Here is a 14,271-nt window from a genome sequence, read left to right as displayed (position 1 = left end):
GCGCTGCGAGGGTGTTGGCGGCGTCCACAGCTTGCCTCCTCAGGCGACCTTGGCGCGCCGCGTCAGCAGGCGGGCGATGATGAGGACGATGAAGGTGATGACGAAGAGGATGCAGCCGAGCGCCATCAGGGCGTTGAGCTGCATGCCGTCCGCCTCGTTGAACTCGTTGGCGATGCGCGACGCGATGGTGGAGCCCGGGTCGAAGATCGAGGCCGAGAGCCGGTTGGCGTTGCCGATCACGAAGGTGACCGCCATCGTCTCGCCGAGCGCGCGGCCGAGCCCCAGCATGATCGCGCCGATGATCGAGACCGAGGCCTGCGGCACCAGCACGTGGCGCACCACCTCCCAGGTGGTGCAGCCGATGCCGTAGGCGCTCTCGCGCAGGATCGTCGGGATCTGGTCGAGCATGTCGCGGGCGATCGAGGCCACGAAGGGCACGATCATGATCGCCAGGATGATGCCGGCGGTGAGGATGCCGACCCCCGAGGGCACGCGCGCGTAGAACAGGGTGCCGACGAGCGGCATGCCCTCGACGAGGTTCGAGACCGGCACCTGCACGAAGCGGGCGAAGAGCGGGGCGAAGATGAACAGGCCCCACATGCCGTAGATGATGCTGGGCACGGCCGCGAGCAGCTCGATCGTCATGCCGACGGGCTTCCTTGCCCAGCCGGGGCAGAGCTGCGTCAGGTAGACCGCGATGCCGAGCGAGATCGGCACGCCGATCACGAGGGCGAGCAGCGCCGAGGCCAGCGTGCCGATCACCGCGACGAGGGCGCCGTACTGCTCGGTGCCGATGTTCCAGGCGCTGGAGGTGAGGAAGCCGAAGCCGAATTCCCGGAAGGCGGGCCAGCCGCCGTAGAGGATCGAACCCAGGATGCCGGCGAGCACCAGCAGCACCAGCAGGGCGGAGGCGTAGGCTGCCCCGCGGAAGAGGGCGTCGGTGCCCCGACTCGGGCCCCGGCGGCGCGCGACGCTGCGTGTCTCGGCCAGCGCGATCTGATCGGTCAAGGTGGTCATCCGCGGTTCTCGTCACCGGGTTGGGCGTTTAGCGCGCGGCGGCGACCGGCGCGAGGGCGGACCGTCGGCTGCAGGCGCGCATCCCTCCCCGGTCCGGGGTGAGATGCCGGCCGACCACGCCCGGGCTCGGACCGGGCTTGGGCCGGACATTGGTCGCGGGGCGGCGGGGCCGCCCCGGTCTGTCCCTACATGCTGCCGAGGACGGGCTTGCCGTCCTTGCCCTTCACGCTCTTCCACTCCTCGTGGATCTGCGCGACGACGTTGTCCGGCAGCGGCACGTAGTCGAGCTCGGAGGCCATCGTGTCCCCGTTCTTGTAGGCCCAGTTGAAGAACTTCAGCACCTCGGCGGACTTCGCCGCGTCGGCCGCGTCCTTGTGGACGAGGATGAAGGTCGCGGCGGTGATCGGCCACGCCTCGTCGCCGGCCTGGTTGGTCAGCGAGATGCCGAAGCCGGGCTGGGCCTTCCAGTCGGCGCTGGCGGCGGCGGCCTGGAACGACTTGTCGTCGGGCTGCGGGAACTTGCCGGCCTTGTTCTGGATCAGCGTGTGGCTGAGCTTGTTCTGCTTGGCGTAGGCCGACTCGACGTAGCCGATGGCGTTCGGGACCTGCTTGACGGTGGCGGTGACGCCCTCGTTGCCCTTGCCGCCCTGGCCGGTCGGCCAGGACACGGTGGTGGCCGCGCCGTACTCCTTCTTCCAGCCGTCGGAGACCTGGGAGAGGTAGGTGGTGAAGATGTTGGTCGTGCCCGACGCGTCCGAGCGGTAGACCGGGGTGATCGTCGCGTCGGGCAGCTTCAGGCCCTCGTTGAGCGCGGCGATCTTCGGGTCGGACCACTTGGTGATCTTGCCGGCGTAGATGTCCGCCACGAGCTCGCCCGTGAGCTTGAGCTTGCCGGGCTCGACGCCGGGGATGTTCACCACCGTGACGACGCCGCCCATCACGGTCGGGAACTGGACGAGGCCGTCCTTCTCGAGGGCGGCGCCCTTCAGCGGCGCGTCGGTGGCGCCGAAATCGACCGTCTTGGCCTGGATCTGCTTGATGCCGCCGCCGGAGCCGATCGACTGATAGTTCAGGCCGTTGCCGGTCTCCTTGCGGTAGGCCTCGGCCCACTTCGAGTAGACCGGGAACGGAAAGGTGGCGCCGGCACCGGTGATGTCGGCGGCACGGGCGGGCAGGACGAGCTGGGCCGTGGCCAGCCCCAGGGCGAGCGCGTAGGTGAAAGGCTTCACGTGAATCTCCGTTGCCGCCGAATTCCGGGCGCCAGGTACATGTGGCTCGGGGCGTGTCCGGATCCCCGGCCGTCCTGCGATCGGCCGAAAGCTCCGGCCGCCACAGCGCTTATGGCCTGGCCGATGCGGCGGTATGACACGGACGTGACAGACGGATGACAGGGCTCGCGCGCGCGGCGGAAATCAGTTTGCGGCGCAGCATTTGGCACGCTTCGGCTCGGTCGCGCGTTCTCCCCGGGTCTGCGGCGCTGCCAGCGCCGCGCGAGCCAGCGGAGTTCGACCGACGTGGGCACGCTTCTGCCCGATCAGGCCGCCGACGCGGACGGCGCCTTCCTGGCGCTGCACGAGGAGCGCGAGGCCCTCGAACGCGCCCTGGCGCTCGCGCAGGCGCGCCAGCGCTTCAGCCCCGATCCGAACGAGGCCGCACGCGCCCGGGACGAGGAGACCGCGCTTCTGGCCAGCCTCGACCGGGTGATGACGATGATCCGCGCCGCGGAGTACAAGCGCGGTCCCGGGGCGCGGCGCTGGTAGCGTCGCCCCTCTCTCAGTTGGCGCGGCGCAGAGCCCGCTCCTTGCTGCGCAGGCGCAGGATGAGATCGATCTGGCAGTCGGGGATCGGCTGCCTGTCGATGCTGTCCTCGTAGAGCGAGCGCAGCGTGAGGCCGAGATGCAGCGTGTCGACGCTCTGGGCCGCGTCGGCCTCGCAGGGCGGGGCGGCGTTCTCGTCAGGCTTCGTTTCGATAGCGGCTCGGCTCATCCTGGCCCCTCCGAGAAACGCAACGCCCGGTATCGCCGCCGGGCCGACGGCTGTTCTGCGAGGATCGGCAAACAGGCTTAACGACCCGTAAACAGGAACCTCACGTTAAGCATGACGCGCCGCCGCGGGGCCGGTTGCGAGCCGCGATCGCTATCCGTGCGGGTGTTGCCGCCCGGCCACTCAGTGCGGGAGGAACCGTGTGAAATCGAAGGTCGCGAGCTGTCGGTCCAGATCGGCATTCCGTTCCGAACGCGCCCCACCGATCAGGGCCGTGCTGAAGGTTGCGGACGGTTCCGCCGCCGGCGCGCCCGCGTCGAGGAACAGGTCCACGTAGTGCCGCGCGCCGGCGTCGAGCCCACCCTCCCGGACGCGCTGCCGGAGGTGGCGCTCGACCTCCGCGAGCCCCCTGATCGTCGGGGGCACGATGGCGCGGGCATGCAGGTGCTTCAGGATCCTCGTCCGGGTCGCCGCCCGCCCGAGGCGCGAGACGTGCAGGATCCCGAGGCGCCCGAAGGAGCCGGGTCCCAGCCGCGCGGCCACCTGCGGCTCGTGGAGATTGTGCCCGACATGCCTGACCGCCCGGCACAGGTCCGAGCGGACGACGGCCTTGCCCGCGAAGGTGCCGTGGCCGATGGAATCCGCCGACATGTCGAACCGGATCGGCCGCGACCAGTCCGGCCCGTCCGCCCCCTCCTCGGGCGACGCGACGTTCGGGAACCAGGTCCCGGCATGGACGCCCTCGTTGCCCTCCCGCAGCACCGGCAGAACGTTGTCGGGGCCGATCGTCCCGGCGCGCCGGCCGAACAGGAACTCGTCCGCGTCCAGCACAGCGACGTAGCGGCAGTTCTTCTCGATGAGGTGGTAGAAGGCGGCGTTCCCGACCGTGTCGTGGATCGTGTCGTAGTACCTTTCGTATCCGACGATCAGGACCCGCCGCCGGTACGCCTCCAGGACGCGCAGGTGCTCGGGGTCGGTCGAGCCGCAATCCATGATGATGAGGTTGTGGTGGCCGACGATGTCCGCGTGATAGGCGATCCACCGCGGTAGCAGGACCGGCTCGTCCTTCACCTTCAGGATGATCTTGAGGAGCGTGTCCTTGCCCGGTGCGAAGCGCAGGCCGAGCGCCCGCCCGTGCGTCAGCCAGTCCTTGTAGGCGTGCGCCTCGGTCGCGAAGCGGAAGCGCCGTGCATCCTCGTAGACGGCGCGCGCGAAGCTGCGTGTCCGGTAGTCGAAGAGCTGCCAGCAGGCCTCGAAGCTGCGGTGCTCCGGGTTCTCCAGCAGGAAGAAGTAGGTGTCCCTGAGTCGCGGCATGCGGCTCGTCCGGCGCGGGCCGCTAGCCGGTCGCCGCCTGGAGCAGGCTGACGGCGGCGGCGCGGGCCTCGTCGGTCACGCTGGCGCCCGCGAGCATCCGGGCGATCTCCTCGCGGCGCGCCTCGGCGGGCAGCGTGGTCACGCGGGTGGAGACGCGGTCGCTGCCCTTCACGGGCGCCTTGGCGATCAGGAAATGCGTCTGCGCCCGGGCCGCGACCTGGGGCGCGTGGGTGACGCAGACCACCTGCACGGTGGCCGAGAGCCGGGCGAGGCGGGCGCCGATCGCGTCGGCCACCGCGCCGCCGACGCCGGTGTCGATCTCGTCGAAGATCAGGGTCGGGGCCGAGCCCTTGTCGGCGAGCACCACCTTGAGCGCGAGCATGAAGCGGGACAATTCGCCCCCCGAGGCCACCTTCATCATCGGGCCGGGCCGCGTGCCGGGATTCGTCTGTGCCCAGAACTCCACCCGCTCGGTGCCGGCGGGGTCGCGCGCCTCCGGGTCGGAGGTGATCTCCGTGATGAAGCGGGCGCGCTCCAGCTTCAACGGCGGCAGCTCGGCCTTCACGGCGGCGTCGAGCTGCTTGGCGGCGCGCCGCCGCCCGGCCGAGAGCTTCTCGGCGGCCTTGACGTAGAGCGCGTCGGCCTCGGCGAGGGCCTGTTCCAGCCCGGAGAGCGCCTCCTCGCCCGCGTCGATTGCCGCGACGTCGGCGACGTAGCGCTCGCGCAAGGCCGCGAGGTCGTCGGCGGGCACGTTGTACTTGCGCGACGCCGCGCGCAGCGCGAACAGGCGTTCCTCCACCCGCTCCAGCTCGCGCGGGTCGAACTCGGTCTCGGCGACCGCCGCGTCGAGCACTGCGCGCGCCTCGTCGAGGGCGTTGAGCGCCGCGTCGATCGCCGCGATGCAAGGGTCGACCAGCGCCGGCAGCTGGGCCGCGCGCCGCTCCAGCTTGCGGATCGCGGCGGAGAGGTGCGGCACGCCCGAATGCGAGCCGCCGACGGCCTCCAGCGCCTCGTTGAGGTCGCGGGCGACCTTCTCGCTCTGCTGCATCACCGTGCGGCGCTCGGCGAGCTGGGCCTCCTCGCCGGGCTTCGGATCGAGCTCGGCCAGCTCCTCGACGGCGTGGCGCAGGAAATCGACCTCCTTGCGGGCCGCCTCGACGCGGGCGCGGTGGCTCTCGAGGGCGCCGCGCGCGCCGCGCACGCGCCTGGCCGCCTCCGTCACCGCGGCGAGGGGGCCCTGCAGCCCGCCGAAGGCGTCGAGGATCGCGCGATGCGTCGCGGCGTCCGACAAGGCCCGGTCGTCGTGCTGGCCGTGGATCTCGACGAGGGCCGCGCCGATCGCCCGGAGCACCTGCACGCCCACCGGCTGGTCGTTGACGAAGGCGCGGGTGCGCCCGTCCGCCATCTGGGTGCGGCGCAGGATCAGGTCGCCCTCGGTGTCGATCTCGGCCTCGGCGGCGATCCGGCGGGCCGGGTGGTCGAGCCCGACGTCGAACACTGCCGTGACGGCGCCCTGGCCCTCGCCGTGGCGCACGAGGCGGCCGTCGCCGCGCCCGCCCAGCGCCAGCGCGAAGGCGTCGAGCAGGATCGACTTGCCCGCACCCGTCTCCCCGGTGAGGACGCTCAGTCCGTCGCGAAAGTTCAGCTCGAGCTTGTCGATCAGAACGATGTCGCGGATCGCAAGCTGCGCGAGCATGCGTCTGTCCGGTTCCCCTCATCTGGTCCCGCGCGTGGTCTAGACGGAAGCCCGCCGGACTTCACGCGGAAAAATCGACGCCCCGCCCACGGCTGGACCGGCCCCGCAACCTGTCGCTAGAAGGCTGGCGGCCAGGCTTCGCGCCGCGGCGCGCCGGATCCGCGAGGCCGGACGGGACCATGACGGCCTATTTCATCACCTGCCACGCCTCCGTCGCCTGCGTCCGCGACCAGTTCCGCACGCTCTACCGGCCGGAGCACCGGCTGCTCTACCACGTGGACGCGAAGGCGCCCGCCGCCCTGCACGAGACGGTGCGACGCCTCGGCGAGGCCTTCCCGAACGTGGCGGTGCTGCCGAGCCGGCACTACGCCTGGGCGGGCTACTCGCAGGTCGCCACGACCCTGGAGGCGATCGACCATGCGCTCGGCGCCGGACCGGACTGGTCGCACCTCGTGGTGCTGAGTGAGCAGCATTGCCGCCTGCGGGACGAGGCCGGTCTCGCGGCGGCGCTGGAGCCGGGAATCTCCTACGTCGACGCGACGCCCTTCGGTGCGATGAACCCGGGCTCGCAGGCGGACATCGCCCACCGCTTCAGCATGGACTACCGCGAGCTGCCCGGTATCGGCAGCTTCGGGGTCGTGCCGGTCGAACCCGACCCGGACTTCCTCGCCCGCCTGCGCCACGGCAGCAACTGGTTCATCCTCTCGCGGCAGGCCTGCGCCCATCTCGCGGCCGCGGCCCGGACCGCGCCGGAAGCCGCGCGCCTGCGCGCGGCGGTCCACCCCGACGAGAACATGCTGCAGACGCTGCTGGCGGCCGATGGGGGCCACGCCGGCCGGATCGAGCCGCGCGAGACCACCTTCGTGGCCTGGCCCCACATCTCGGGCAATGCCGACATGACCTTCCGGGCCGAGGATTTCCGCGCGGCCCGCGCGGGCGACCGGCTGTTCATCCGCAAGCGCCCGGCCCACCTGCCCCAGGCGGTCGCGGACATCCTCGAAGGCTGGGCCGCCATGAGCGAGGCCGACCTCTCCGCGCGGATCGGCGCTCCGCTGGAAGCGGCCGCGGAGGCTCCGGATGCTGAGGGGACGGCGCTGGCCCGGCGCGTGGCCAGCCGCGTGGTACGCCGCGGGCGCGGCGTGCAGGCCGACCTGCCGAACCTCCGCTTCGGCCTGCGCAACCCGTCCTTCAGCCTGCGCTTCCGCACGGCCCGGATCCCGGACGGCATCGACGTGCGCATCCTCTCGCAGGATCTCCGGCACTTCCGGGTGCTGCTGCTGGAGGCCGAGCGGCCCGAGATCGACTTCGCGCCGCGCCGGCTCTACGGGCGTCCCGCTCCGCTCCTGCGGGTCCGCGTGCCGGAATTCGATTTCCGGCGGGAGATCCTGGTGCCGGAGGACCCGGCGCACGGCTTCTGGACGCGGCCGCCGGACGGCAGCGTGATCGGTCTCGTGCGGCTGATCGAGACCTACATCCGCGTCGCCGAGGGCCTCGCGATGACGCCCGCGCCGGAACCGGTCCGGGGTATCGCTGCGGTGCGGCAGGAGGCGGCGGCGCGCGCCCGCAGCCTCGCCTGGAGCCTGCGCCGGATCCTCAAAAGCAAACGGCCGGCCTGATCGGGCCGGCCGTCGCCTCAGGATCGTGGAGCCGGGCTACTCCGCCGAGGCGGTCTTGCGGCCCATCACCGAGCTGTAGATCTTGCTGAGGAACGAGGACTTCTCCTCGCGCGGCTCCAGGCCGCCGCTGGAGAGGAGCGCGTGCGCATCCTTGTACCAGGGGCTGTCCGGGAAGTTGTGGCCGAGCACGGCCGCCGAATTCTGGGCCTCCCCCGTGATACCGAGCGCCATGTAGGCCTCTGTCAGGCGCATCAGGGCCTCTTCGGCGTGGCGCGTGGTCTGGTACTTGGCCACCACGTCGCGGAAGCGGTTGATCGCCGCCGGGAAGTTGCGCTTCTCGAGGTAGTAGCGTCCGACATCCATCTCCTTGCCGGCGAGCTGGTCGCGGGTGATCTGGATCTTGGCCTTGGCGTCGGTGGCGTATTCCGAGGTCGGGTAGCGCTGCACCAGCTCCTGCAGGGCGGCGAGCGCCTTCTCGGAGCGGTCCTGGTCGCGCGTCACGTCCGGGATCTGCTTGTAGTGCGACATCGCCATCAGGTACTGGGCGTAGGCCGCGTCCTTGCTCGCCGGGTGGCGCTGAAGGTAGCGCTTCGAGGCGTTGATCGCGTCGTCGTACTTCGCGCCCTGGTAGTTCGAGAAGGCGGTCATCAGAAGCGCCTTCCGAGACCAGTCGGAGTAGGAATACTGCTTGTCGAGCGCGTCGAACTTCTTGACCGCGCCCTCGTAATCGCTGTCCTCGAGCTTCGCCAGGCCCTCGCTGTAGAGCTTGTCAGCCGGCGTGTCCTGAATGACCTCGGGCTTGTACTTCTCGGCGAAGATGCCGGTCGGATCGAAATCGCAGCCGCCCAGGCCGAGGGCCAGGACGATCACGGGCGCGGTCACGAGCACGGGCATCGCCCTGCCGCGGTTCCGAGTGATGAGGCGCATCTGCGATACTTTCCCCGAACAGGCGCGGCCCGTCTTCGACGCGGACCGTCCGGCCTTACACGATCTGTGCCGAGCGGGTCTCGACCATCCGGGCTCGCGCGGCAAGCCTGGGATGAGAATCCGTCACGGACGATTCACCGTGACGTTCGATTCGGGCGCGAAAGCGGCAGGACGGGATCTCGCGCGATCGGCGCGCGGCTGTGGCCTGCCGGCAACGGCTTTGTCGGGGATCAGAGTTCGCCCGCGAAGGCCGCGAGGCCGAGGCCGAACTCGGCGAGCGCGGTCTCGCGGCGGGTGCCGACGGCCTCGACGATGGCGTAGTTGGCGCGGTCGGCGAAGAGGGCGTCGAGCACGCCGACATTCATGCGGTGGCCGCCGCAATAGGAGCGGTAGGCGCCCTGGATCGGCAGGCCGGCCAGCGCGAGGTCGCCCACGGCGTCGAGGATCTTGTGGCGGACGAACTCGTCGGGGAAGCGCAGGCCCTCCGGGTTCACCACGTCGGTGTCGCCGACCGCGACCGTGTTCTCCAGGGAGGCGCCGAGCGCGAAGCCGGCCTTCCAGTAGCGCTGCACGTCCTTCATCATGCCGAAGGTGCGCGCGCCCGCGATCTCGCGGCGGTAGGCGGCGGGGCTGAGATCCATCGCCTTGCGGCTGCGGCCGATGACGGGGTTCTCGAAATCGATCTCGACGTCGAGGCGGAAGCCCCGGTCGATCGGGCGGAGTTCGGCGAAGGCCTTGCCGTTCTCGATGCGGACGGGGCGCAGCACCTTGATCCAGCGGCGCGGCGCGCCGCAGCCCGTCACGCCGACCGCGTCGATCGCCTTGACGAAGGGGAGAGCGCTGCCGTCGAGGATCGGCATCTCGGGCCCGTCGATCTCGACCAGGGCGTTGTCCACGCCCAGACCGAACAGGGCGGACATCAGGTGCTCGATGGTGGCGACCGCGCCCGACTCGACGTCGCCGATGACGGTGCACAGCTCGGTGGCGGAGACGCAGGCGTGGTGGGCTTTGATGAGCCGGTCGTTGCCCGAGGGCATTCCGGTGCGGAGGAAGGCGATACCGTGGTTGGCGGGTGCCGGCCGGAGGGTGATCTCGGCAGGGTTGCCGGAGTGGACACCGACGCCGTTGAGCGTCACCGGGCCCTTGAGGGTTGTCTGTTGGTTCGTTCGCATTCCTGAGCCCTCGGCCGTGACCTGCCGCCGGATCCCCCGCCGCTCGCGAGGGCCCGTCATCGTTCGATCCGTCCGCTGCTTGGTGCCCCTGGGTTCGCTGCCGGCTGGCGCCGGTGCGGCCCGCTCGTTGGTCCTGATTTTTCTATAGCCACGCCGGATTGCCGGGCCAAATCACGGATTCTTACCGTCTGTTACAGTCACGCTTCTGCCGCAATTTGGAAAAGAGCTTGATGTGCCAATCAGTTAACGAATGGTTAACGGCAACCTAAATCGGCCGGTCGAATGTGACGCGAAAACCTCACCGCCGGGTATGCAAGCGCCCGCCGGTCCTCTCGGGCGGCGGGCGTCGCGGTCGTTCCAGCGGGTGAGCGGGCCCGGGGACGGGCCCGCCGTGGATCAGTTCGCCTGCCGGCGCAGGAAGGCCGGGATCTCCAGGTGATCGTCGTCCATCATCCGCGTGGCGGGCTGGCTGCGGCCCTGCGCGTCGAGGTTGCCCTGGGGCGCGCGGTAGGCCGGAGCCTGCTGCGGGGCGTGATGGCCCTGGGGAGCCTGATGACCCTGCGGGACGCTATGACCCTGCGGGGCCTGGACGCGCGGCGCGGCCGGCATCGGGGCCTGGGGCGCCGCGGCGCGCGGAGCCGTCTCCTCCTCGCGGCGTCCGCCGAAGCCGACCGTGGCGAGGCGGCGCAGCAGCGAGGTGCGCTTGGCGTCGGCGGGCTCCGCCGCCGCCGGCTCGCTGCGGCTCGCCATGATCTGGTTCTGGGCGATCTGCGGCAGCTCGTGGATCTGCGGCATGCGGGGCGCGCGGGCGAGCGGGGCCGAGGCCGGCGCGGCCGGCCGCGGCGGCACGAACGGGCCGGCGTGATGCTGCGGCAACTCGGGCTGCTGCGGCGCGGCGGCCGGCGGCGGCACGAAGGCGGCGGCGGCGCGCGGCGCGGCCTGGGTCAGCAGGACGTCGTCGCGCATGACCGGGGCCGGCTCGGGCTGCGGCGCGAGGGCGGCGGGAGCCTGGGCGACAGGAGCCTGGGCGACCGGGGCCGGGGCCTCGGTGCGGATCGCGGGCGGGGCCTGGATGGCGGCGCTGTGCACCGCGGCGGCCCGCGAGCGGGCCTCGGAGCGCAGGCGCTCGGCGACCTCGGCGATGCGCTGCTCGGTCTCGGCGATGGCCGGGTTGTTGGGCGAGTTCGCCGAGATCAGCGCCGGCTCGATACCGGTGGCGACCACCGACACGCGGATGATGCCGTCGAGGCTCTCGTCGAAGGTCGCGCCCAGGATGATGTTGGCGTCCTGATCGACCTCCTCGCGGATGCGGGTGGCGGCCTCGTCGAGCTCGTACAGGGTGAGGTCCGAGCCGCCGGTGATCGAGATCAGCAGGCCGCGCGCGCCCTTCATCGAGACGTCGTCGAGGAGCGGGTTGGCGATCGCGGCCTCGGCGGCGCGGTTGGCGCGCTTCTCGCCCGACGCCTCGCCCGTGCCCATCATGGCCTTGCCCATGCCGCGCATGATCGCCCGCACGTCGGCGAAGTCGAGGTTGATCAGGCCCTCCTTCACCATCAGGTCGGTGATGCAGGCGACGCCCGAGTAGAGCACCTGGTCGGCCATCGCGAAGGCGTCCGCGAAGGTGGTCTTCTCGTTGGCGACCCGGAACAGGTTCTGGTTCGGGATCACGATGAGCGTGTCGACGGAGGCCTGGAGCTCCTGGATGCCGGCCTCGGCCGTGCGCATCCGGCGCACGCCCTCGAACTGGAAGGGCTTGGTCACGACGCCGACCGTCAGGATGCCCATGTCGCGCGCGGCGCGGGCGATGACGGGGGCGGCGCCGGTGCCGGTGCCGCCGCCCATGCCGGCGGTGATGAAGCACATGTGGGCGCCCGAGAGCTGGTCGCGGATCTCGTCGATCACCTCGTCGGCGGCGGCCGAGCCGACCTCCGGGTGCGAGCCGGCGCCCAGCCCCTGCGTCACGCCGAGGCCCATCTGGATCACGCGCTCGGCCTTCGAGGAGGTCAGCGCCTGCGCATCCGTGTTGGCGACCACGAACTCGCAGCCGAGGAGACCCGACTCGATCATGTTGTTGACGGCGTTGCCGCCGGCGCCGCCGACGCCGAACACGGTGATGCGGGGCTTGAGTTCGCGGATGTCGGGGGCCTGGAGGGAAATGGCCATGGTGTCGAGCCTCTCGTGAACTTGGGATTGCTGGGGCGCCTAGACGCCGGAGTTTTCTCGTTCTTTCGCGGACCGCCGGGGCGGGCCGCCGAAACCTCAGAAGCCGCCGCGGATCCACTCGACCATGCGGCCGAAATACCCGTCGGTGCCGGTCCGCGCGAAGGCGCTGTGCCCGCGCGGCTCGAAGTGCTCGGCATGGGCGACCTGCGGGTAGACCAGCAGGCCGACCGCGGCCGAGAAGGCCGGGCCCTTGGCGGCCTCGGGCAGGCCGCGGATGCCGAGCGGGCGGCCGATGCGGACCTGGCCCTGCATCACCCGGCGCGCCACCTCGGGCAGGCCCACGAGCTGGCTCGCCCCGCCGGTGAGCACCACGCGGCGCCCGGCCTGGGCGGCGAAGCCCGCGTTGCGCAGGCGGTCGCGCACCAGCTCGACCACCTCCTCGACGCGCGGCTTGATGATCCGCACGAGCTGGGAGCGCGGCACGTGGGCCGGCGCGTCGCCCTCGTCCTCGCCGACGCCGTGGACCGCGATCATGTCGCGCTCGTCCGACGGGGTGGCGATGGCCGAGCCGTAGAGCGTCTTCAGCCGCTCGGCCGCCGCGACCCGGGTGGAGAGGCCGCGGGCGATGTCCATGGTGACGTGGTGGCCGCCGACCGCGACCGCGTCGGTGTGGACGAGGTGGCCGCCCTGGAACACGCCGAAGCTCGTGGTGCCGCCGCCCATGTCGATGACGCAGACGCCCATCTCGGCCTCGTCGTCGACGAGCGCCGAGAGGCCGGCCGCGTAGGGCGTGGCGATCACCGCCTCGACGCCCAGATGGCAGTGCTCGACCGCCAGCATCACGTTGCGGGCGGCCGCGGCCTCCGCGGTGACGACGTGGAGATCCACGCCGAGCGCCTCGCCGATCATGCCGGAGGGGTCGATCACCGCGCCCTGGCCGTCCAGCGCGTAGCCGGTCGGCAGGGCGTGGAGCACGGCCCGGCCGGGGCTGACGCCGTGGGCGCTCGCGGTCTCGAGCACGCGCTCGACGTCCGAGCCCGTGACGGTGCCGGTGCGGACGTTCACCCGCGCCTGGAAGTGCTGCGAGGCGAGGCGCCCGCCCGACATGTTCACGATGACGGACTGGACCTCGACCTTGGCCATCCGCTCGGCCGCGTGCACGGCCTGCCGGATCGCGCCCTCGGCGGCCTCCAAGTCCACGATGGCGCCGCCCTTGAGTCCGAGCGAGCGCTGGTGGCCGATGCCGATGATGCGCGCGAGGTGGGTGCGGCCGCGGAGCGTCGACATCGCCTCGGCGGGCTGCAGCTCGGCGATGAGGCAGACGACCTTGCTGGTGCCGATATCCAGCACCGAGAGCGTCGCGGCGCGGCGCGCCGAGAGCGGCTTCAGTCGGGGCGTGAGGCCGTGCTGGCTGTGCATCGAACGCTACCGGGCGACAGGAACGACGAGAGGGGTGGAAGAACGGGCGGGCGCGCTCACGAGGCCGTCCCCTTCTTGGTCTTCTTCTGCGCCTCGGCGCGGGCGGCGGCGGCCTCCTCGGTCAGCCGGACCACCACGCGGTCCGGCATCCGGAGGTCGACCGCGATGATGTCCTTGTCGAGGAGCCGCTCGCCGCGCTGCAGGGCGACGAGGCGGGCCAGCGCCGCGGCCGGGTCGGCCTCGGGCAGGCGGATGTCGACGCCGTCGAGTTTCAGCGTCCAGCGCCGGCCCGAGACGTAGGTGCCGGCCCGGACGCGCTCGCCGAGGCTGCCCGCGGCCTGGATCAGGCCGAGATATTCGGCGAGCCGCTCGTTGGCGCCCTCGCCCACGACGAGCGGCAGGCTGGCGTAGCGGTCGTCCCGCATCGTGTCGATCACGGTGCCGTCGGCGGCGATCACGCTGACCTCGCCGTTCTTCTGCCAGAGCGCGGCGGGCTCCCGCTCGACCTGCGTGATGACGATCTCGTTCGGGTAGATCTTGCGGACCGAGGCCGAGGCGATCAGCGGCACGCGCAGCAGCTTCTCGCGCACCTCGGCGACGTCGAGGAAGGGCACGGAGGAGCGCCAGTCGATGCCGGCCGCGGTCAGCACCTCCCGCTCGTACATGCGCGAGATGCCCGAGATGGTGACGCGCTCGACGCCGAACCCGGCGATGCGGGCGGCGATGTCCAGGGGGCGGCCCTGCTCGGCCACGAAGGCGTCGTAGCGGCCGCTCGCGACGAAGCCGGCGAGCGCGAGGCCGGCGCAGGCCGCGGAGAGCCCGACGGCGCCGACGCCGCGGGGGAGGCGGTGCTCGATCGGGAGCCGGGGGCGGAGGCTGCGGAAGGGCGAGCGGCGCAGGAGGCGCGCGGCCAGCCGCGCGACCGGTCCCGCGGCGGGGCCGGCGGGGCTCAGCGGCCCAGAGA

General features: G+C 71.7%; 12 protein-coding genes. 2 read left to right on the top strand and 10 right to left on the bottom strand.

The genetic code is table 11. The annotated features are described in order from the left end of the window. Positions 1-39: 39 nt before the first annotated feature. Entirely contained in the window at positions 40-1,017 is a 978-nt protein-coding gene (gene pstC / locus AX737_RS00625; RefSeq protein WP_066918172.1) for a phosphate ABC transporter permease subunit PstC, read from the bottom strand. A gap of 185 nt (positions 1,018-1,202) precedes the next feature. Next, positions 1,203-2,246 (bottom strand): phosphate ABC transporter substrate-binding protein PstS, encoded by a 1,044-nt coding sequence (pstS, locus tag AX737_RS00620; RefSeq protein ID WP_066918170.1) that lies wholly within the window; start codon positions 2,244-2,246, stop codon positions 1,203-1,205. 285 nt (positions 2,247-2,531) lie between these two features. Here pstS and AX737_RS00615 point away from each other — a divergent pair, with 285 nt between their 5' ends. Continuing rightward, a complete protein-coding gene (locus AX737_RS00615; RefSeq protein WP_066918167.1) occupies positions 2,532-2,777 on the top strand; it encodes a hypothetical protein in 246 nt (81 codons plus the stop codon). Between the two features lie 13 nt (positions 2,778-2,790). Here the strand turns inward: AX737_RS00615 and AX737_RS00610 are convergent, their stop codons facing one another. The 3 genes from AX737_RS00610 to recN all read right to left on the bottom strand — a co-directional run bounded on the left by AX737_RS00610 (position 2,791) and on the right by recN (position 6,010). Further along, the gene (locus AX737_RS00610; protein ID WP_238230592.1) at positions 2,791-3,003 is read right to left on the bottom strand and encodes a hypothetical protein; all 213 of its coding nucleotides are present in this window, start codon (positions 3,001-3,003) and stop codon (positions 2,791-2,793) included. Between the two features lie 180 nt (positions 3,004-3,183). Then, the gene (locus AX737_RS00605) at positions 3,184-4,314 is read right to left on the bottom strand and encodes a glycosyltransferase family 2 protein (protein WP_066918166.1); all 1,131 of its coding nucleotides are present in this window, start codon (positions 4,312-4,314) and stop codon (positions 3,184-3,186) included. A 22-nt stretch (positions 4,315-4,336) separates the two neighbouring features. After that, the gene (recN, locus tag AX737_RS00600) at positions 4,337-6,010 is read right to left on the bottom strand and encodes a DNA repair protein RecN (RefSeq protein ID WP_066918164.1); all 1,674 of its coding nucleotides are present in this window, start codon (positions 6,008-6,010) and stop codon (positions 4,337-4,339) included. A 179-nt stretch (positions 6,011-6,189) separates the two neighbouring features. Here recN and AX737_RS00595 point away from each other — a divergent pair, with 179 nt between their 5' ends. Beyond that, positions 6,190-7,626 (top strand): beta-1,6-N-acetylglucosaminyltransferase, encoded by a 1,437-nt coding sequence (locus AX737_RS00595; RefSeq protein WP_066918162.1) that lies wholly within the window; start codon positions 6,190-6,192, stop codon positions 7,624-7,626. A gap of 36 nt (positions 7,627-7,662) precedes the next feature. Here AX737_RS00595 and AX737_RS00590 read toward each other — a convergent pair whose 3' ends face one another. The 5 genes from AX737_RS00590 to AX737_RS00570 all read right to left on the bottom strand — a co-directional run. Then, the gene (locus AX737_RS00590) at positions 7,663-8,553 is read right to left on the bottom strand and encodes an outer membrane protein assembly factor BamD (protein WP_197430399.1); all 891 of its coding nucleotides are present in this window, start codon (positions 8,551-8,553) and stop codon (positions 7,663-7,665) included. A gap of 230 nt (positions 8,554-8,783) precedes the next feature. After that, a complete protein-coding gene (lpxC, locus tag AX737_RS00585; RefSeq protein ID WP_066918160.1) occupies positions 8,784-9,725 on the bottom strand; it encodes a UDP-3-O-acyl-N-acetylglucosamine deacetylase in 942 nt (313 codons plus the stop codon). Between the two features lie 396 nt (positions 9,726-10,121). Continuing rightward, a complete protein-coding gene (gene ftsZ / locus AX737_RS00580) occupies positions 10,122-11,888 on the bottom strand; it encodes a cell division protein FtsZ (protein WP_066918158.1) in 1,767 nt (588 codons plus the stop codon). Between the two features lie 96 nt (positions 11,889-11,984). Beyond that, positions 11,985-13,307, bottom strand: coding sequence for a cell division protein FtsA (ftsA, locus tag AX737_RS00575; protein ID WP_066918156.1), 1,323 nt, complete (start codon positions 13,305-13,307; stop codon positions 11,985-11,987). A 56-nt stretch (positions 13,308-13,363) separates the two neighbouring features. Beyond that, on the bottom strand, positions 13,364-14,271 hold a 908-nt coding region (locus tag AX737_RS00570), incomplete at its 5' end, for a cell division protein FtsQ/DivIB (protein WP_245293372.1).

This window comes from Methylobacterium sp. CCH5-D2 (assembly GCF_001556475.1).
Lineage (GTDB): Bacteria > Pseudomonadota > Alphaproteobacteria > Rhizobiales > Beijerinckiaceae > Methylobacterium > Methylobacterium hispanicum.
Note: the sequence above shows the minus strand (reverse complement) of the source record. Positions and strands in the feature narration are given on the sequence as shown.

Bases quoted from the DNA above. Each gene is read 5' to 3' on its own strand.
- pstC (WP_066918172.1), bottom strand. From the start codon at position 1,017: ATGACCACCTTGACCGATCAGATCGCGCTGGCCGAGACACGCAGCGTC.
- AX737_RS00610 (WP_238230592.1), bottom strand. From the start codon at position 3,003: ATGAGCCGAGCCGCTATCGAAACGAAGCCTGACGAGAACGCCGCCCCG.
- AX737_RS00605 (WP_066918166.1), bottom strand. From the start codon at position 4,314: ATGCCGCGACTCAGGGACACCTACTTCTTCCTGCTGGAGAACCCGGAG.
- recN (WP_066918164.1), bottom strand. From the start codon at position 6,010: ATGCTCGCGCAGCTTGCGATCCGCGACATCGTTCTGATCGACAAGCTC.
- AX737_RS00595 (WP_066918162.1), top strand. From the start codon at position 6,190: ATGACGGCCTATTTCATCACCTGCCACGCCTCCGTCGCCTGCGTCCGC.
- AX737_RS00590 (WP_197430399.1), bottom strand. From the start codon at position 8,553: ATGCGCCTCATCACTCGGAACCGCGGCAGGGCGATGCCCGTGCTCGTG.
- lpxC (WP_066918160.1), bottom strand. From the start codon at position 9,725: ATGCGAACGAACCAACAGACAACCCTCAAGGGCCCGGTGACGCTCAAC.
- ftsZ (WP_066918158.1), bottom strand. From the start codon at position 11,888: ATGGCCATTTCCCTCCAGGCCCCCGACATCCGCGAACTCAAGCCCCGC.
- ftsA (WP_066918156.1), bottom strand. From the start codon at position 13,307: ATGCACAGCCAGCACGGCCTCACGCCCCGACTGAAGCCGCTCTCGGCG.